Annotated in this window: 16 protein-coding genes and 3 pseudogenes; 9 read left to right on the top strand and 10 right to left on the bottom strand. The window is 41.4% G+C overall.

The window, feature by feature from the left end; translation table 11 throughout:
- Positions 1-58: 58 nt before the first annotated feature.
- Positions 59-1,699 (bottom strand): citramalate synthase, encoded by a 1,641-nt coding sequence (gene cimA / locus N0824_RS08940; RefSeq protein WP_108936496.1) that lies wholly within the window; start codon positions 1,697-1,699, stop codon positions 59-61.
- A 62-nt stretch (positions 1,700-1,761) separates the two neighbouring features.
- Between cimA and N0824_RS08935 the strand changes: the two genes are divergently transcribed.
- The gene (locus N0824_RS08935; RefSeq protein WP_108936495.1) at positions 1,762-2,100 is read left to right on the top strand and encodes a 2Fe-2S iron-sulfur cluster-binding protein; all 339 of its coding nucleotides are present in this window, start codon (positions 1,762-1,764) and stop codon (positions 2,098-2,100) included.
- A 144-nt stretch (positions 2,101-2,244) separates the two neighbouring features.
- The gene (locus N0824_RS08930; RefSeq protein ID WP_108936494.1) at positions 2,245-2,790 is read left to right on the top strand and encodes a hypothetical protein; all 546 of its coding nucleotides are present in this window, start codon (positions 2,245-2,247) and stop codon (positions 2,788-2,790) included.
- On the opposite strand, the gene sds is transcribed toward N0824_RS08930, so the two are convergent.
- Complete coding sequence (sds, locus tag N0824_RS08925; protein WP_108936493.1) at positions 2,787-3,758, bottom strand: solanesyl diphosphate synthase; 972 nt, start codon at positions 3,756-3,758, stop codon at positions 2,787-2,789. The two genes, N0824_RS08930 and sds, sit on opposite strands and share 4 nt — an antisense overlap.
- Before the next feature lie 322 nt (positions 3,759-4,080).
- Between sds and N0824_RS08920 the strand changes: the two genes are divergently transcribed.
- The gene (locus tag N0824_RS08920; RefSeq protein ID WP_108936492.1) at positions 4,081-4,776 is read left to right on the top strand and encodes an HAD family hydrolase; all 696 of its coding nucleotides are present in this window, start codon (positions 4,081-4,083) and stop codon (positions 4,774-4,776) included.
- Here N0824_RS08920 and N0824_RS08915 read toward each other — a convergent pair.
- Both N0824_RS08915 and N0824_RS08910 read right to left on the bottom strand, forming a co-directional pair.
- Positions 4,773-5,393: a CPP1-like family protein gene (locus tag N0824_RS08915; protein ID WP_108936491.1), complete on the bottom strand. Its 621-nt coding sequence runs from the start codon at positions 5,391-5,393 to the stop codon at positions 4,773-4,775. The genes N0824_RS08920 and N0824_RS08915 overlap by 4 nt on opposite strands.
- A gap of 86 nt (positions 5,394-5,479) precedes the next feature.
- A complete protein-coding gene (locus N0824_RS08910; protein WP_108936490.1) occupies positions 5,480-6,541 on the bottom strand; it encodes a CIA30 family protein in 1,062 nt (353 codons plus the stop codon).
- Positions 6,542-6,976: 435 nt separating this feature from the next.
- On the opposite strand from N0824_RS08910, the pseudogene N0824_RS08905 reads away from it, so the two are divergent.
- The 4 genes and pseudogenes from N0824_RS08905 to miaA form a co-directional block, all read left to right on the top strand.
- Positions 6,977-7,096: pseudogene (locus N0824_RS08905) on the top strand (IS30 family transposase); the annotation flags it as partial.
- A gap of 26 nt (positions 7,097-7,122) precedes the next feature.
- Positions 7,123-9,450 (top strand): tetratricopeptide repeat protein, encoded by a 2,328-nt coding sequence (locus N0824_RS08900; protein ID WP_108936534.1) that lies wholly within the window; start codon positions 7,123-7,125, stop codon positions 9,448-9,450.
- A gap of 555 nt (positions 9,451-10,005) precedes the next feature.
- Entirely contained in the window at positions 10,006-11,859 is a 1,854-nt protein-coding gene (gene ftsH3, locus N0824_RS08895) for an ATP-dependent zinc metalloprotease FtsH3 (RefSeq protein WP_108936489.1), read from the top strand.
- Between the two features lie 436 nt (positions 11,860-12,295).
- Positions 12,296-13,243: a tRNA (adenosine(37)-N6)-dimethylallyltransferase MiaA gene (miaA, locus tag N0824_RS08890; RefSeq protein ID WP_108936488.1), complete on the top strand. Its 948-nt coding sequence runs from the start codon at positions 12,296-12,298 to the stop codon at positions 13,241-13,243.
- Here miaA and N0824_RS08885 read toward each other — a convergent pair.
- The 5 genes and pseudogenes from N0824_RS08885 to N0824_RS08865 all read right to left on the bottom strand — a co-directional run.
- A pseudogene (locus N0824_RS08885) lies at positions 13,185-13,808 on the bottom strand (DUF2079 domain-containing protein); the annotation flags it as partial. The gene miaA and the pseudogene N0824_RS08885 sit on opposite strands and share 59 nt — an antisense overlap.
- 25 nt (positions 13,809-13,833) lie before the next feature.
- A protein-coding gene (locus tag N0824_RS08880; protein WP_108936533.1) for an IS1 family transposase occupies positions 13,834-14,528 on the bottom strand; the annotation gives its coding sequence in 2 pieces (ribosomal slippage) (positions 13,834-14,186 and positions 14,186-14,528; 696 coding nt in all).
- 24 nt (positions 14,529-14,552) lie between these two features.
- Positions 14,553-15,356: pseudogene (locus N0824_RS08875) on the bottom strand (DUF2079 domain-containing protein); the annotation flags it as partial.
- 12 nt (positions 15,357-15,368) lie between these two features.
- Positions 15,369-16,226, bottom strand: coding sequence for an amino acid ABC transporter substrate-binding protein (locus N0824_RS08870; protein WP_108936487.1), 858 nt, complete (start codon positions 16,224-16,226; stop codon positions 15,369-15,371).
- Positions 16,227-16,244: 18 nt separating this feature from the next.
- Positions 16,245-17,282 (bottom strand): AI-2E family transporter, encoded by a 1,038-nt coding sequence (locus N0824_RS08865; RefSeq protein WP_108936486.1) that lies wholly within the window; start codon positions 17,280-17,282, stop codon positions 16,245-16,247.
- A gap of 364 nt (positions 17,283-17,646) precedes the next feature.
- Here N0824_RS08865 and N0824_RS08860 point away from each other — a divergent pair, with 364 nt between their 5' ends.
- Positions 17,647-18,459, top strand: a complete 813-nt coding sequence (locus N0824_RS08860; protein WP_066029677.1) for a pentapeptide repeat-containing protein — start codon at positions 17,647-17,649, stop codon at positions 18,457-18,459.
- Between the two features lie 48 nt (positions 18,460-18,507).
- Complete coding sequence (locus tag N0824_RS08855) at positions 18,508-18,960, top strand: hypothetical protein (RefSeq protein ID WP_108936485.1); 453 nt, start codon at positions 18,508-18,510, stop codon at positions 18,958-18,960.
- Positions 18,961-18,977: 17 nt separating this feature from the next.
- On the opposite strand, the gene N0824_RS08850 is transcribed toward N0824_RS08855, so the two are convergent.
- Positions 18,978-19,643 carry a ParA family protein gene (locus N0824_RS08850; protein WP_002739071.1) on the bottom strand — a complete coding sequence of 222 codons (666 nt, stop codon included), beginning with the start codon at positions 19,641-19,643 and terminating at the stop codon, positions 18,978-18,980.
- Between the last annotated feature and the right edge of the window lie 207 nt (positions 19,644-19,850).

Below are 19,850 nucleotides of genomic sequence, written 5' to 3'. Positions count from 1 at the left end.
TTAGGGGAGTGAGGATAAAAAATCTGATAACTGATAACTGATAACTGATAACTGTTCTCTAAATTATCCCCAAAGGACAAAATTGACCCAATAATTCTAGTTTATTGTTTTGCAGCAGATATAAACCGTATTCAATTCCTTCTACTACTGCTTGATAGGAAGCTTCTAAAATATTACTAGACACTCCCACAGTAGTCCATCTTTGTTGACCGTTACTGGACTCGATTAAAACCCTAGTTTTCGCTGCCGTCCCCGAACCACTATCGAGGATTCTCACTTTATAATCGGTCAGGTGAAAGTTAGCAATTTCGGGATAGAATTTGACTAAAGCCTTTCTTAAAGCCCGATCTAAAGCAGCCACGGGACCGTTACCTTCGGCCACTTCTAATAAATCTTCCTCTTTTACCTGTACTTTAATTGTCGCAATCGCATTACCACTATCCCGGAGCATATCACAATAAACTTGGAATCCTTTTAATTCAAAAAGGTGACTTCTCTGTCCCAAAGCTTCCCGCATTAATAACTCAAAACTAGCTTCGGCTGCCTCAAATTGATAACCCTGACTTTCCAAGATTTTTAAACGTTCCAAAATTTGCCGACAGGTGGGATCATCTTTATTTAAATCGATGCCAAAACTACGCGCTTTCGCTAACACATTACTTAACCCCGATTGGTCAGAAATGACGATGCGGCGCTGATTCCCGATCGCTTCCGGGTTAATATGTTCGTAGGTGAGGGGATTTTTCGCCACCGCAGAAACGTGAATACCGCCTTTATGGGCAAAAGCGGAACGTCCGACGAAGGGAGCATGATCATCTGGGGCTAAATTGACCATTTCGCTGATTTTTCGGCTAGTTCCCGCCAATCGGCTTAATTGATTTTCTTCTAGGCAAGAAAAGCCCATTTTTAACTGAAGATTGGGAATTAAAGTACATAAATTGGCATTGCCGCAGCGTTCCCCATAACCGTTAATTGTGCCTTGAATCATGCGTGCGCCCTCGTTAACTGCCGCTAAAGAGTTAGCTACGGCGGTTCCTGCGTCATTATGAGCATGAATGCCTAATTTAGTCCCATTTTCGTTATCAGGATCGATATCCAATTGCTCCCGCACTTTCTCCACAATCGGGGCGATTTCTTGGGGTAAAGTGCCGCCGTTGGTATCACAGAAAACTAACCATTCGGCCCCGGCATCCCTGGCGGTTTTCAGGGTTAAAAGGGCGTATTCGGGGTTATTTTTGTAACCATCAAACCAATGTTCGGCATCATAAATGACTCGTTTTCCCTGACAGCGTAGATACTCGATCGTATCTCCTATCATGGCTAAATTCTCCTCCAGACTGGTTTTTAAGCCCTCTGTGACGTGCAGATCCCAAGATTTGCCGAAAATTGTCACCCAACGGGTTCTAGCGGCGAGAATGGCGGTTAACATCCGATCTTCCCGGGCCTCGATATGGGGGCGACGAGTGGAACAAAAAGCGACTAATTCTGCTTGTTTTAGGGGTTCTTCGTGCAGTTTCCAGAAAAATTGACCGTCTCTTGGGTTTGCGCCCGGCCAACCGCCTTCGATAAAAGGAATACCCATCCGATCTAATTCCCTGGCGATTTTAATTTTATCTTCTAGGGAGAGGGAAATACCTTCTCGCTGGGCCCCATCCCGGAGAGTAGTGTCATAGACCCAAATGCGCTTACCATTGTTCATAGAAATAGTCAATAGGTGTTAATATTAATTAATAACTGTAGCGACTTAAAATCACGCCCCTAATGCCTAGAATAACAGTTTACGGTCAAACAATCACCTGCGATCGAGGTGCAAATCTTCGTCGTATATTATTAAAACATGACATTTCTTTGTATAATGGCGGTTCCAAGTTAATCAATTGTCGCGGCATCGGCAGCTGTGGAACCTGTGCGGTGGCAATTGTGGGCGAAGTTTCTGCTATCAATTGGCAGGAAAAAGCGCGTCTTTCTTTACCTCCCCATAACCCCAATAATAACCGTCGTCTTGCTTGTCAAGTCAAAGTTTTTGGTGATATTGAAGTGACTAAATACGATGGTTTTTGGGGACAAGGAGACGCGGTGATCAATGAGCAGTTATTTTAGCTATCGGTCGTCAGTATTCAGGAATCAGTATTCAGGAGATTATTTTTATTTGGTTCTTCCCGCTTCCCAATTCATAATTCATAATTCATAATTCCCACTCCCCCACTTCCCACTTCCCCATACCAACAAGATAAAGGTTATCAAATGAACGAGACAATAATTTTTCGGATATCACCAATAATTCGGGTAACTTTATTAAGTTTATATGTGGCGTTAACCATCCCTTTACCCTTTTTAGCAAAGGTCACTAATTCCCCTGTTAATCCCAATTTTCTTTGGTTAGGAATCAGCTTAGGATTAATCGCTTTATACGGAGCTTTAAGTGAAAGAGTGATTTTATCAGAGACAGGGATACAAGTTACCTATCCCCAATGGTTTCCTGCTTTTCTTCGCTCTGGTTGGTGGTTAAATTGGACAGATATAAAAGAACTTAAATGTCGCAGTACAGGACAGGGTGGTTTAGTTTATTATTTCCTTGATCGCTCCGCGGAAAAAGCCTATTTATTACCGATGCGAGTGGTGGGATTTAATCGCATGGTCAAAATAATCGAGGAAAAAACTAACTTGGATATGACCGATATTCGCCCCCTTTCTCAGCCTTGGATGTATGGAATTCTTTTTACTCTCACCCTATTTTTATTATTAGTCGATGCGTGGACTATTGCTACGGCGAGGACTATTATTCCCTAATAAATTCGGCTCAAAACGTAATCCACTAGCTCGATTAGCACCTCTTTTGAGGGAGAAGAAGCTAAACAGTCAAGGTGTTTTAAGGCACTTTGACCGTATTGATTGGCTAATTCTTTTGAGCGAGGAATACCTTGGCTAGAGTGAATAAAATCAAGAGCTTTTTCGATGTCTCCTTCCTGACTAAATTCCCGTTCGATTAACACTTCTATATAGGGATTTTCCTCCATAGCAAAGAGAGCGGGAGCAGTGATATTACCACTGATCAAATCGGAGCCAGAGGGTTTTCCTAATACTTCCGTGGGGGAGGTAAAATCGAGAATATCATCGACGATTTGAAAAGCTAATCCTAAATCACGACCATAATTATATAAATGATGATTAACTTCAGCCGATTGCTCGCTTAATACCCCAGCTGCTTTGGCACTGTTGGCAATTAAAGAAGCAGTTTTGTAGTAACTTTTTTCTAGATAAGCTTCTAAGGAGATACTGGTATCAAAGCGATTAATTCCCTGTTGAATTTCCCCTTCAGCAAAATCGCGAATCACTTCCGAGAGCAATTTTACCACTTCTAAATTATCTAAATTAGCTAGATACCAAGAGGATTGAGCGAAAAGAAAATCCCCCGCTAAAACCGCCACACGATTGTCAAACAAACTGTTAACGGTGGGAACACCGCGGCGCAATTCCGCCTCATCTACCACATCATCATGGACGAGACTGGCAGTGTGGATCATTTCCGTGATTTCCGCTAATCGACGATGACGGGGAGTGATATCCCGCTCTAACATGGTAGCGCGAGATACCAGCAACACGATCGCCGGTCGAACGCGTTTACCACCGGCCTCGAACAAATGTTCTGCTGCCGCCGCTAAAATGGGATGACGAGCGCCGACGAGATTTTTTAAGTTATCGGTCAAAAGACGGAGATCATCGTCAACGGGTGCGAATAAAGAAGTTGTTGGGATCATTGGTTAGCCAATTGGCGAGATAGTTACGAAAGTTTACATATCCTTACATTTATTTTAAGCTAACCGTCCAGACTAGGGAAGGGGAAGCATCAGTAATCAGTAATCAGTGAGGGGTTAGAGGTTGGGGTTTTAGGGTATTGGGGTTTTAGGGGAAATTTCCCCACTTCCCCACACCCCACACCCCACACCCCACACCCCACACCCCACACCCCACACCCCACTTCCCTAGTCCCTAATCTTTTTCCCGACAAAACCCTTGTCATTGTCAAGACTCTAGGGTAACTTGTATATAAAAATTAATAAAGCGAGAAGTATTAGAACGATGTTGAGACTAATTAGCGACTTTGACGGCCCGATAATGGACGTATCGGAGCGATATTACCAAGTTTATCAATACTGTTTACAGAAAACCGCCTATAAAGGTCAAATTATCGGGGAATTATCGAAAGCGGAATTCTGGCAGTTAAAACGGGATCAGGTTTCTGAGAAGCGTATCGGGGAAATGTCAGGATTAGATGAAGATCAGGCGCGTAAATTTGCTCATCTTCGTCGTCAAACTGTTCATACTTTACCCTATCTTGTCCACGATCGCCCGGTGGTTGGTTCTTTGGAAACTCTCCAGAAAATCCAAGATTTAAAGATCGATTTAGTCGTGATGACGATGCGGCGGGTATCCGAGCTAGATCATGCCTTTAATCGCCACGATATCGGTCGTTTTTTCGCCGCTAATCGTCGTTATTGTCTAAATAACAATTACACCAAAACCAACGACGTGCGCGACAAAACCCTGCTTATGGCTAAGGCCGCTAAGGAACTGCCGGCGGCTGCCGACACTTGGATGGTGGGGGATACGGAAGCGGATATTGCCGCAGCTAAGAGCCAAAATATTAAGGTTATTGGCGTATTATCGGGGATTCGCAGCCGTTCCCGTTTGGAGAGCTACGAGCCTGATTATATCGTCAATAACCTTGGCGAAGCATTGGACGTGATCTTAGGCTCCCTGCGAGCGATTGGTTAACGGAAAAAACTACTAATCACCCAAAAGATTAGAAAAGTGATGAGCGCATAAATTTGGCGATCACCGAGAATATTCAAATCAGCCTTGGCCGCTAAACTGGCTAATCCCGCTCCCAGAGCGACTCCTAGCACTAAACCAGCGAGAGTGAATAGTAAGGCGCGGCCAAAACGTTTTTCTTTGCGGTTGAAAAAATAGATATTAACGAAAACGCCAAAAGCTAAGAGCAGCGGTAAGAGGGAGCCGCTAGGATCGGGAACTAACAGGGTTATTGCTCCTAAACAAGCGTAAATTACTGCTGGTACGCCGATATCCTGTGCAGAAGGTGTGTCGATTAAGCTTTGCCACCAGTTAGGAGATTTGCTGCTAGTAACCGGTTTACTTTCCACCGGAATTGCCAGACGTTCAGGAAAACGAATGCGATCGGGTACTTTAATCCTACCTTCCTGTCGCATCCGCAGTCGATCCATGAGGACGGAATCGTAGGCCGCCTCGATCAATTCGACAATTTTGCTATCATTCTGATACTGTTGCACCAGTCTTTGTTTGGCCTCTTGAATTTCTTCAAAAGAGGATTCTTCAGTAACCCCAAGTTGTTCGTAGGGATTCTGTTCACTCATGAACATACCTCCTTAATTATGCTCCCGATAGTCATGATCTTAACCCTATGTTCTGTAGTTTAACTTGAGATCCAAGCTTATTTAAATTAATTAAGTTTAGCGAAAATCTGGGCAGAATCGATCACTTCGTAGGGATAACCACTGGCATCTAAGAGGCTTTTTTCGGCGATTTCTCCTTCTTTAACGATAATTAAGCGGTTTTTGCCACCGTAGGCTTTAATTGTGACAATTTCTAAAGCAAATAATCCCGGGGAGAAACGGGGATTTAAGGCCCCATCGTACTCGAATTTACTCTGCATTAACTGCAAAGCATAGACGCTACTGCTATCAAAGGGTACTACATCTCTCATCGTTTTGGCCCGCACCACCGGGATTAAATCGCCAAAAGGAATAGAAATCGTTTGCAGGGTGCGATCAAATGTATCAAAAGAATAACAGTAACCGATACCATCCCAACGTCCTTCACAGCGCAGAATTAATTTATAGCGTTTTCCGTCCCCTTGTACCTGTAATTCTATTCCCTCGTAGTTAGATAAATTTAAGGGAGGATTCAGGTTTCTGGTACGAACTGAGGCAAAACCGCCGTTATTTTCAGTTCTAACGATACCAGAAAAGAGAGCGCGTCCTCCAGTTAGGGTTATCTGACTCTCGCTCACTCCTCCCATTACCACATCATCCACCGCACCCCAGATTTCTTTTATATCACTGCTGGGATTGCTAAAGTCAAAGAGGGTTTTTTCGGCGGTTATACCAGCATTTTTCAGTAAATCGAGTAAATTAGCTAAACTATGGCGGTTATTCTCCCCTTGACAGTAGATAATCTCATCAATCCCCGTGAATAATTGCGGGGTTTCCAGAGCGAATAAATCGACATTTTCGCCGAATAATTGACGAGCATCATCAATATTATCGACTAAAGCGCGAATTTGATAGTTTTGCTGCTGTAGTTGAGCGATTACCTTTCTACCGATCGCGTTTTCACCACCAATGACTAAAATAGTCTTCATGCCTTGCTCATTTGTTAGCTGAATTTTTTTATCTTCCCCGAAACCGAGCAGCTTTTGCAGACAACTCCAGAGGGGAATACTATCAAAATAGTCGAGAGTTTGCCAAAATCTCTGAAAATCCCAGTTTTTTGACTCAGCCATAACTTTTCTCTCCTTACTGCCATTAATTTTTATTTTATCGAGTTAGTTTGGCTGTTTGTGACCAAAGAGTCTCAAAACTAACCAGATCAAAGGGGGTTTTAATGGTAATTACTGACAATTGCCGAAAATATAGCAGTTATCTTCGTCGCTGGTCTTTGATCGTCAACATCAAGTTATATTATACTTCATGTTTGTGAGAAACGCCATATATTTACTGTCAATTTTTTATGATCATGCCACAAAAATCTGGCTCTTCTAGAGCGATGATATATTGGGACAAAATAATCGCCTCAAGCTTTGCCAAGTAAAACTTATCAGATTTTAAAAAGCAATTTTAATAAAAAATATTTTTGCTTTGTCCGATTCTATACTATCTAAGTTTTTAAGATCATTAAAACTACTAATTTGCTATAACCAGTCTAGGATAGCCAACGGCAGGAAGTCGAAAAAGTCGTGGAGTCAATTAACAATCGTCCCCGAAAATGTCTTGACTATGCAAGCCCCTTTGAGGTATTTTATCAAATACGATCGGATAGTGATGCAATTCAGATTTGAGTTTACTGCAAATTTTTTTAATCATCATGTCACAACAATCCTTAATCCCTAAAACCCCGACAGATCAAGCCATCCCCAATCCCCTAGCACAAAATAGTTTAAATGTCAAGCTTTTTAGAAAAATATGTTTATTGTCTCCCCTGTTGTTTTGGGGATTATTTGGTTTAGAAGTTAATTCGGTTAAAGCAGTAGAAAACCTACAATGTCCCGTCATTTCTAGGGAAGAAGTTGATACTAATGCTCTCCAAAGAGAAATTGCTAATTATTCGGACACTCTGCGAGTCTATCCTAGCGATCCTAGTACGATTAAACTTTATTTTCAACGGGGAATGGCGCGAGAAAAAATCAACGATCGAAACGGTGCGATCGATGATTTCAGTCAATACATTTGGTATAGTAATTATAATGCACCCGCCTTCAAAGATCGACAGTTACTAGCCCAAGCCTATTATCAAAGAGGTGTGTTAAAGTTAGCCATGGCAAAGGAGCAGCGTCAGCTAAAATTATTAGAAGCTGCTCGCTCAGATTTTCAGCAAGCCTTTAAATATAATCCCAATAAAAGTGAAGTTTACTTTAACCTAGCAATTATTGCCTCTTTGCTAGATCATCAATCCTTAGCTTTAGATTATTACCAGCGTTTCATCGGTTATGAAACTGAGAATTATCGCGGCTATTATCATCGAGGAAACCTTTACTCTCACTTAGGCAATTATGCGGCGGCTATCAAAGATTATAATCTGGCTATTTCATACCAACCCGATCTAATTGAAGGCTATTATAATCGGGCCATAGCTTTAGAAAAAATAGGCGACAAAAGAGAAGCTTTTAAGGATTACAAAATCGTTTTAAAATGCTCACCTAACTTATTTTTAGCCAAGAATGCTCCTAGCAGTTATCAAAACCGTGCCAGAGTACAAATTGAAATGGCTGATGAGGAAGTAGAATTAGCCAATTTATCCAATAATTCCCTGCAAGGATATCAAAGAGCGATCGAGTATTATAATGGAGCCATCAAAGACTTAGCACTTGTCATCCGTATTAATCCCAACTACGATAAAATTCCCCATGCTAGAGCATTTCTTAAACGGGGTTATGCTCACCTAAGACTCAACAATAATCAAGGGGCAATTCAAGATTATAACCAAGCAATTTATCTGCAACCCCAAGACGCAAAAGCTTATGTATATCGGGGGTTAATGCGGGCCAATAAATATCAAGAATACGCAGGAGCTTTAGAGGATTTTACTGCGGCAGTTGCACGAAATCGTCATGATGCAGCCGCTCACTATCATCGGGGATTAGTGCTGTATAAATTGGGTCGTTATCAGGAGGCAGTAGATAATTATAATATTGCCTTAGACCAAGATGATCGGATCAATACACCTAGTTTTACTTCTCGCTCTGTCTGTAGCGAAAATATCCGAGAATCTGCCGACAGAAATTATTTTTATGACTCCAGAGAACCCGATTTTCGTCCTAATTATAACGTCTCTTGTCATGCTCAAGCGCGGGGAGATGCTTATTTTGCCTTGAAAAATTTTGCCGCGGCCGAAAGAGATTATACTACTTATATAGTTGCCCATCCTAACGATCCAGAAGGGTATCATAAACGGGCCAATGCGCGTTTTGAAAAAGGGGATAAACAGGGAGCGATCGAGGATTATAATGTATTCCTAGAAAAAGTCCGTGATGGGAGAATTTTCTATAGTCGTGGTAATAGTAGCGCTGACGTGGGAGATGACCAAGGAGCGATTACAGATTATCTGCAATCTTTGAGCATTAATCCTATCGATGTGACAGCGTATAGCAATCGGGGAAATGCACGCACTGATACCGCTACTATTCCCGATAATGTACAAGTAACACCGAGAATATCGGCCAATCCGATCGCCTATAATAATCGTGGTATTATTCGACGACAAACTGGGGATAAAGAGGGTGCTTTAGAGGATTTAGATAGGGCAATTAGATTGAATTCCAATAATCCGATCGCCTATAATAACCGGGGAGTTATTCGCTTTGATTTGGGAGATAATGCTGGTGCTTTGGAGGATTTAAATATCGCTATTGCTCTCCAGTCTAACTACGCTGAAGCTTACTATAATCGAGGTTTAGTTAAGGAAAAAATGGGCGATAAGAAGGAAGCGATCGCTGATTATCAATTAGCAATTACTTATCGACCTAATTATGGCGAAGCTTATTATAACTTGGCTCTTGCCACCTACGATGATAAAAATCCTAGTGGTCGAGTAGCGAGCCTTAACTATTTGCAAAAAGCCGCTAATGCTTTGATAAAAAACGGTAATTTAGAACTCTATGAACGGGCGGTAGAATGGATGTTAAAAATGCAGTAAGTAGTCGTGCAAAATTAATTTCCTAGTCGAGACTCCGAGACGGGAGACGGGATACAGCTATTAGGGATCGGATTTGAGTTTTCAGTTCTCTGTTTGCTCACATCATCAGAAGTCTGACAGAGTAGTGGCTTAGATGTGTAATTAATTGTGCTTAGATACTTAATTTCTCTAAAAAATAAGCTCAGGTTTGACAAAGGCTTCAAGACTTTATCATTGATTAGCTCCCTTGTATAATCAATTTTGGGGGGGTCAAAAGGCTCCCAGTCAAGAATCTGGCAATTCTCCCCCCGAAAAAGAAGGCTAGAAACTAAGTACATGAAAGCTTTTAGCTGAACAAATTAGGTTGTAGATACAGTCCTTGTTATCAGTTATCAGCTTTTTTCTCCCCCGCTCCCCGCTCCCCCACTGCCAACCCCCAACAGCTAACCCCCATTGAGGACCAGAACGGGCATATTAAAAAAAAACCTGTCCAGTGTTCCTGAGAAACGTTAACATAAATTAACAACCCCTTAACAACCGATAAGATCATCCTCAATTTATCAGGAGTTCGACAGCGTGAACAAAAACGGTAATAACAAAAAATGGCGCAATGCGGGACTATATGCCCTATTGTTAATCGTAGTCCTTGCCTTGGCCTCAGCTTTCTTCGATCGCCAGCCAGCAGTGCAACAGACTTGGAAGTATAGTGAATTTTTACAGGAAGTGCGGGAAGGTAAAGTAGAAACCGTGCGCTTAAGTGCCGACCGGCAACGGGCGATCGTACCCACCCAAGACGGTACAAATGTATTGGTCAACCTGCCCAACGATCCGCAATTAATCAACATCTTGGCAGAAAATAACGTTGATATTTCCGTACTGCCCCAAAGAGAAGAAGGAGTATGGGTAAGAGCCTTCAGTAGCCTATTTTTCCCTATATTGCTTCTTGTTGGTCTATTTTTCTTGCTCCGTCGCGCCCAAAGTGGTCCCGGTTCCCAAGCGATGAACTTCGGCAAATCGAAAGCAAGAGTACAGATGGAACCCCAAACCCAGGTTACTTTCGGTGATGTGGCTGGGATTGAAGGGGCAAAATTAGAATTAAACGAAGTGGTGGACTTCCTCAAAAATGCCGATCGCTTCACGGCAATTGGGGCAAAAATCCCCAAAGGAGTCCTTTTAGTCGGTCCTCCGGGGACAGGTAAAACCCTACTCGCTCGCGCGGTAGCCGGCGAAGCGGGAGTCCCGTTTTTTAGCATTTCCGGTTCGGAATTCGTGGAAATGTTCGTCGGGGTGGGTGCTTCTCGCGTCCGCGACCTATTTGAACAAGCGAAAGCGAATGCACCTTGTATCGTCTTTATCGATGAGATTGATGCTGTCGGTCGTCAACGGGGCGCCGGTTTAGGGGGTGGTAACGATGAAAGGGAACAAACCCTCAACCAATTATTAACGGAAATGGACGGTTTTGAAGGTAATACAGGTATTATCATTATCGCCGCCACTAACCGCCCCGATGTGCTGGATGCCGCTTTATTACGTCCGGGTCGTTTTGATCGCCAAGTGGTGGTAGATCGTCCCGATTACGCTGGCCGTAAGGAAATCCTTAATGTCCACTCTAGAGGCAAAACCTTGGCCCAAGACGTGGATCTCGATAAAATCGCCCGTCGTACCCCCGGTTTTACCGGTGCGGATCTGGCTAACTTGCTCAACGAAGCCGCAATTTTAGCGGCACGTCGCAATTTAACCGAGATTTCCATGGATGAGATCAACGATGCGATTGATCGTGTCCTAGCAGGTCCTGAGAAGAAAAATCGCGTCATGAGTGAAAAACGCAAAACTTTAGTTGCTTACCATGAAGCTGGTCACGCTTTGGTGGGTGCTTTAATGCCAGATTATGATCCCGTCCAAAAAATTAGTATTATTCCTCGCGGTCGCGCTGGGGGTTTAACTTGGTTCACTCCCAGCGAGGATCGCATGGAATCCGGGTTATATTCTCGCGCTTATCTGCAAAATCAGATGGCTGTAGCTTTGGGGGGTCGTTTAGCGGAAGAAATTATCTTCGGTGAGGAAGAAGTGACTACGGGTGCTTCTAATGACCTGCAACAGGTGGCACGAGTAGCGCGGCAAATGGTAACTCGTTTCGGCATGAGCGATCGCTTGGGTCCCGTGGCTTTAGGTCGTCAAAGTGGTAATGTTTTCCTAGGTCGTGATATCGCTTCTGATCGAGATTTCTCCGATGAAACTGCGGCAGCTATTGACGAGGAGGTGCGTAACTTAGTGGAACAGGCCTATCGTCGCGCTAAAGAGGTTTTAGTCAATAACCGCGCCATCTTGGACCAGTTAGCGCAAATGTTAGTGGAAAAAGAAACCGTGGACGCGGAGGAGTTACAAAATATCCTCGCTAATAACGATGTGAAAATGGCGGCTTTAGCTTAAGTTTTGTAACATTTTCTTGACAAACAGCATCCTTATGGGTGCTGTTTTTTTGTTAAACGAAAATTAATGACAAACTTAATAGCTGTTAATCGGGTGCATCTCAATTTTTGTCAATCCCACACAGAGAAAACGGGTTTCTCGGAGAAACCCGTTTTCTACTCATGTAATTTGGGATTTTTAAGCGGAAACTTTCTCCTAAAGTTGATTCAAGGTAGGGTTGATTCATGAATCAACCCTACCCAAACCCCGAAGCGCATTAGTTTTTCGGTGGGATGCTTACAGATAGCTGCTGATATATCTGTAATAATTTAAGAGTCACTGATAATTAATGTGGGATGCACCCCTGTTAATCAGCTTAACAATACCCAGTTTAAATGCGTCTTAGCTTAACAGTCCTGTCTTTTCACTGATTACTGTTCACTGTCATGTAGCATCGATGACTACTTCCTCTTTACCTATTTTAATTGTTATTTGTGGGGCAACTGCCACGGGAAAATCCAGTTTAGCCCTACAATTGGCCGAAAAGTTTAATTCAGTAATTCTCAGTGCCGATTCCCGACAAATCTATCGAGAATTTAATATTGGTACCGCTAAACCTAGCTTAGAAGAATGTCAGCGGATTCCCCATTATCTAATTGATATTTGTGAGCCTCAAGATAATTTTACCCTAGCACAGTACCAAGAACAAGCTGAGGATTTAATCAGCAATCTCCAGTATTCTCCTCTGTTTTTGGTTGGTGGTACGGGACTTTATATCAAGTCCATTGTCAAAGGTTTAAAAATACCGAGGGTTTCTCCTCAAGCGGATTTAAGACGGCAATTACAAGCTTTAGGACAATCCTATCTTTATCAAATTCTGATGCAGGTAGATGAGGAGGCTGCTAAAAAAATTCATCCCCATGATCAGGTCAGGACTTTACGCGCTTTAGAGGTTTTTTATCTGACAGGAAAACCTATTTCTAGTCAGCAGGGAGAAAATCCTCCCACTTATCCGATTTTACAAATTGGTTTAGATTGTTCCCCAGAAAGTTTAGACAAGCGGATCACTGTTCGTACTGATCAAATGATTGCAAAAGGATTAGTAGCAGAGGTGCAGAATTTGGGGGATAAATACGGTTGGGATTTGCCACTTTTGCAGACTTTGGGTTATGCAGAGATTAAGCAATATCTCCTCGGGGAAATTTCTTTAGAACAGGCGAACAATCTAATTATCCTCCACACCCGTCAATTTGCTAAACGTCAGCGCACTTGGTTTCGTGCCGATACTGATATTGTCTGGTTTCCCATCGATAAAGAAAATTTATTGAAATCGGTGGAACGAAAAATTATGTTGTTTCTTGAGGGGTTGTCAAGGCCCGATATAAAAACACATCATCCTGATTAAAGATTAACCGGAAGTTCTCATTTTGATTCAGTTTATTTAAGTGATCATCAATTAGTTCTGGTGAACTAGACCAACCGGGATGACGGCGATCGAGTAGGATATAATTAAATTGATTTAAATCTAGGGATTGGGAACCTTCGATCGCTAGTTTGATCATTTCTCGCTGGGTAAGATGGGGGGCAATTCTAGAAGTAGTCAAGACACTCTCACTGGTGGTAATTTGGGTGAGAGCTTTTTGGGTGGCGGACCAAGTATCGAGGGAATTTAAATACAGTGACCAAAAATAGCCGTATTTAGCTAAGGCAAAAAAGGCAATAATTGCCCAAGTAATTATCCATTTAGGCTGCTTCAACCAGTTACTATTATGGGCTAAAGTGGCGATAACCACTAGAAATAAAAAGGGTAAAATTGGCAGGGAATATTGAGTAGTTAAGTTTTTTTGTGGGGCATGATCTGCCAATAAATTTAAAGCGAGTGCGGGAATAGCGGCAATTATTGGGGCAGAATAGCGCCAGGATAAACCCCAAACTAAGGGAATAATTAATAGGATTAGGTATTCTAGATTAGGCGTTGCTGAATTAAGCTATGAATCAGTAAGGAATAGGCACTTCTTGAAACTTCAGATAATGAATTAATAAACGAATAGAGTATCCTAACATTTCTGTAGACTTAGAATAGCAGAGTGTTTGGCGATGCAATCGGGCTAGATAATGTCTTAAACGTGTGTTCTCACCCTCTACTCTGGTCATATAAGTCTTACTAATTATATGGTCGCCCTCTGCTATAAAACATGGATAAACTGACCATCCATCACTCACATAAAAATAGCATCCCCAAGACTTAACTAATTCCCATAATGGGCGAAACGTTTCGCTACTATGGTCTCCGATTACCCAACCTAAAATTCCTTTTTTAAAGTGGTCAACGGCTGTCCACACCCAGATTTTGTTTTTTTTGAGCCAACAAAGGTTTCCAATTCATCCAGTTCCCCTACTTCAGGAATTGTTTCTGGGTCATAGGCGACTGGCAATAATTCTCCCACAGATTTTACCCAATTAATTACGGTCGTATGATGAACTCCCTTTAGCCTTTCTATTCCTCTAAATCCCATCCCATTAACATAGGCAGTTAGGCATTCTCGCTTCGTTTTTTCGTCATAGCCTTTCTGTTTTTCATAGTTATTAATAAATTGACGGCCACAGGTTACACAAATATGATTTTGTTTACCTTGTTTATTGATGCCATTTTTACGGATATGGGTAGATTTACATTCAGGGCATTGCATTTTGATTTCCTCCATTCATATCTCTATTATGCAACGCCCTAGATTATTGCCAGTAAAGATTTTTCCCAAGACAAGATCGGGTTTGAGGAAAAGATTAAAGATAATTGCTGGTAAACTATCTCCTAGATAACTATATCGAGAATCAGCCATTTCAATAACTGCTGATTTTCCTGTCAGGAGAGGAATTAATAACTTCGTGGTGATAATAAACCAAAGAATGCCGCTAATCATAGCAATTATTCCGGGGATTTTTTTCTTTTCCCAGAGAAGTAACCAGATACCCATTCCCAACAATGTTAAAGAGAGAATTGCTTTACAACCGAGAATAATAATGATTCCTAGACAAAATCCCCAGAGATTATTTAATCTTGCTGCCAAAATTGTCCAAAAAATCGCTGGCACTGCGATCACTTCAGGATGAAAATCAAAGAGATTAACATTAAAAATTAGGGGATAGAGCAGATAAACTAAGGCTAATGTATAAGCTTGTTTTTCTTTTAATCCGGCTTCTATTGCCAATTGCCAGAGGGGAAAAGCGGCAAGGGAAAGGGAAAAAGCTTGTAAGAAAAGCAGCCAATAAACGCTCGGATAAATTTTATAAAGTAAGGCTATAGGATAGAGAATAAAAGCGATGTGATCGCCTAAAATATGGTAATCAACAAAAGATATAATCGGTGGTTTACCTTGAGAAATTAGGTAAACTCCTTGATCGAACCAACCAAGATCGAGAGCATTAGATTGAAATAAAATATGTCTGATAGCACTGCAAATAAACAGGGTTATTGTCGCGCAACCAATTAACCAAAATAAATCATTTTTTTTGTGCATAACCGTTAAGTTTTACTGGGATTTTTCGGGATTATTACGACAATACTGCCAGGTATGTATAAAATAGGAAGCAACTTCATTAAACCATGTTTTAAAAATATTTCTGTTCTCACTGGTGACGATAACCCCATTAATAAACTCTTGCCATTGGGGATCATTAGCGGGAAGAATAAAACCATAATAATCACAATTTAAAGGATTGCGCGGGATAAGTTGATAATCTTTTTCTAAGGATAAACCGAGAATGACAGCTTCTCCAATTAGCAGAATACCATCACTAGCAAAAGCATCTATTCTATTCCTTCTTAAACTTTGGATACCCCGCAGTCTTCCCGTCACTCCTTGAAATTCCTGATAGGTAGCAAGAGGATATTTTTGTCTTAATAATTCTTGAGTGCTGGTATCTCGCAAAACTCCAATACTTATACCTTCTAAGGACGAGGAAAAGTTAAAATTTTTCTGATTATCACTCCGAACTAAAAACTGAGTTCCGGTGACAAAAAAAGGACGAGAAAAACTGACACCATTAGGTATATTTTTTCTGATACTATTAGGACCACACTCGAAATCAACGGTTTTATTTTCCAATAACTGGAAGCGATTAAATAAAGTTGATTTATAAATTTTGACACTGATGATCTGGAGGTTTAATTTATACCTTAGTTCCTCTCTGAGCAATTGGATAAAATCTAAGCATAATCCCTGCAAATTATTATTACTATCTCGATAGCCAAACGGAATGGCATCTTCTCTCATCGCTACTTCTAATAATCCCGTGCGTTTAATTTTTTCTAGAACCGTTTCAGACTTAGCTGGGAGAGCAGCAAAAACATTAGATAAAATAACGAGAGTAATAATGATTAATTTCATGACTTTTGCCGAGATTATTTAAGATTTGTTATGGCCGTGATCCCATTGATCTAAAATGTCTTTGAATAATAATTCATCTAACCATGTTTTTACTACCACTGTCAAAGGTAAAGCCAACAATAAACCTAAGATGCCAAACATTTGAGCGAAGAAAATTTGAGCGATTAGGGTAATTGCCGGTAGTAAAGATACCTGTTTAGCCATGACAGTTGGTGTCAGCAAATAACTTTCGACATTTTGGATAATAAAATAGAGAATCAGAATAGCGACAATTTTCCAAGGCGCATCGATAACAGCAATAAGGATCGGAAAAATCACACTAGCAGTCGGTCCGATATTAGGGATAAAATTGAGCAATCCTGCTAGGATAGCATGAACGAGAACTAGATTAATTTGTAGAAGCAAAAGACCGAAACCACTTAATAATCCTACCATAGTTGAACTAATGGCAATTCCCAACAACCAATTACCCAAACCCGCTTCCGATAGGGTAAGAATTTCCTCAGCACGACGACGATAGAAGTTAGGAAATAATTTTAAGAAAGCTTGTCGATAGGGTTGGGGGTTGACTAACATCATCATTGCTAACACCAGCACGAATAATAATTGCAAAATGGCCGTAACTGAGTTAGAAAAGAAAGTAAAAAAGTTACTAAAAACAAAGGTTCCTAAAGGTTGTAACTGCTGGACTAAATCACTTAAATTAGGCAGCGATGGCAACCAATCAAATTGGAATTGTTGTCGCCATTGAATCGAGTTATTACGGACTAAATCCCAAGCTTGCGGTAAAAGTTCAATTAATTTTTGAAACTGTTCGATAAAGGGGGGAACAATAATTATAAAAAATAAAATCACAATTGCTAGACTCGTCAGCAGGGTGATTAAAATAGCCAACCCCCTTTTAATACCTAATCTCTGCAATCCTTTCACACATCTATTTAAGGCTACGGTAAACACGATCGCCATAAAAATCAATAATAACAGCTGTCGAATCTGCCACAATACATACAGAGCCATTATTAAACAGATAAACCCCAACCACTGACCAAATTTCACAACCTTGATTTATCCTATCGGGACAAGTTTTATCATACAGCAGTCAGGAGGCAGGAGGCGGTCGGCAGCTTTTTTCTCCTCACTCCCCACTTCCCACTTCATCATTCATAATTCATCATTCCCAACAGCATAAATTAAGTTTTGTATCAAAAATTTGCTAATTTTGCTGTTATGTGCTATACAGTTACACCACAAAACAGGATAGAAAAACGAGATTTTCTTAATTACCAGACATTTTCTCAAATTTTATGGCAACTCTCCCAGAGTCAAATTATCCTAAAAGAAATCCTCTCCTAGAAAATCCGACAAGACTCAGAGAAATTGTAGCCATTAATGCTTTTATCCTTGTATTAGGACTTCGATGATGAAAGAATTGGAGCGATACTATAAAGTTTTAGGGTTAGATCATGGGGCATCTCTCGATGAGATCAATCAAGCCTACAAGGATTTGGTGTTTATTTGGCATCCCGATCGCATTCCCAAAGATAATCAGCGTCTTTTGGAAAAAGCCACCGCTAAACTGCAAGAAATTAACCATGCTAGGGAACAATTGCGGCAAATTCATCAAAATTCTCCTAAACGCTCCAATTCCCCCCCTAAAACTGAAAAACAGCCCGCCCACGCTCATAAAACTGCCTCCCCCTATCAGCCTCACCCTAGCCAACCCGGCCAAAATTCACAAACCCACAGTCATAAAACCCATAGTCAACAAACCCATAGTCAACAAACCCATAGTCAACAAACCCATAGTCAACACAGCCACTCCCAGAATAACCATCAGGTCCACAATCATGGCACTGGGCGCCCTCACTATCGGGATTTAAACGGAGCCGATTTACAGGGGGCTAACCTGAAAGAAAAAGATCTCTCTAGTCGCAGTCTCATCGGAGCAGATTTAAGCCATGCCGACTTAAGCGATAGCTTCCTGCACAAAGTTAACCTAGAAAAAGCTAATCTGTATAAAGCTAATCTTTTTCGCGCCAATCTCCTCGAAGCGAACCTTAAAGGCGCAAATTTACAGGAAGCCAATCTCATCGGGGCGGATTTAAGTGGGGCGGATCTGTCGGCGGCGGATTTACGCGGGGCAAAAATTGGCTTTGGTAAGCGTATTATGGTGAAATTAACCAGGGCAATTTTAACGGGAACAATTCTCCCCGATGGTTCGATTCATCAATGAATAACCTCTTGCTAATTTGGATTTTTCTTTAATAGGAACTATCACCCGATGGGCATTTATTACACAATTGCTGCTGTTTTTCTAGGGATGCAATTAGCTGCAGGAGAAAATTTATCGGCGGCGAATCCTGATTTTTCACTGCTGCAAAAAACTTTAGAAAAACACAATTTTATCGTCAAAATTGCCCCGCCACCAGTGCGAGGAGCCTACGGTTTATTTGATAGTAAAACTAGAATTATTTGGATTCATCCCCTAGTTTTTGACTTAGGTATTGCCCGACCAACATTAATTCATGAAGCTGTCCATGCCGCTCAACTTTGTCATGGAGGCAAAACAGTTAAAGCTCTTAATTTAGGCATAGAACCCCCGGCAATGACCAGAAGATTTTTTATGAATTACGAGGGTTTTAGCAGACAAATTGAAGCGGAAGCCTATACTGTTCAAGTTCAGCCCGATGGTCTAGATTTAGTCATTTCTTTACTGCAAAAATATTGTCCTTAGAAAACCTGTTCATAAATCTACCAATCCCGTTCTAATTCTTCGGCTACACGACGATAATCGGCGCTGGCTTCTTGGGCATTTTTACCGCGCCAATTGGTAATAGCTACCCCGTCTAAAACGGCTTTTTCGTGAGCCTTATAATTTCTGACAAAAGCATGACAGGCGGGAATACCTAATTCTAATAGAGTATTTTGTGCTTCTAAAGTTTCCTTAAGACTACGGGAATCCACTTTCGTTAACAAAACCCGATAGGCAATTCCTAAGGGTTTAACTGCCGTGCGTACCGTGTCAATTAAAGCCATTAAATCCATCGGTGCGGGAGGAGTCGGTAAAATTAAATAATCTGATTCTGCTATTACTGCGGTAAGTAATTCGGAACGCAAAGCTGGTGGTGTGTCAATCACGATCAGATCATACTCGATAATTTGACGCAATTCTCCTAATTTCTCTGTATTAATTTGTTTGGCTAAATCAAATACCATACCCGCTTGATTTCTTTCTACCCACCAAGTGGAGGAACCCTGCGGATCCGCATCCACCAGCAAAACACGCTGATTCTGCCCCCAAATTGCCGCTAAATTGACCGCAGTGGTGGTTTTACCCACACCACCTTTACCGTTGACAACAGCGAGAATTTTTGGGCTATTAGGCTTTAATTGCGAGGTTGTTGGGGAATTTGGCATTTTCAGTTATCAGTTATTTTAGCTCTCAGGAGACAGGAGACAGGAGACAGGAGACAGTATTCGGGAGAGTGTTTTTATTTATTCTCCCCCCTCCCCAATTCATAATTCATGGCTCTTCGGTTTTTGTTATGCAATGGACGGGATTATAAGAAATGAAACCCTTATAGAGACAGACATTGCTGCTATTTTTGTCAACTGTTTTCGCTC

The sequence above is a fragment of the Microcystis sp. 0824 genome (assembly GCF_003112475.1).
GTDB classification, from domain to species: domain Bacteria; phylum Cyanobacteriota; class Cyanobacteriia; order Cyanobacteriales; family Microcystaceae; genus Microcystis; species Microcystis aeruginosa_C.
Note: the sequence above shows the minus strand (reverse complement) of the source record. Positions and strands in the feature narration are given on the sequence as shown.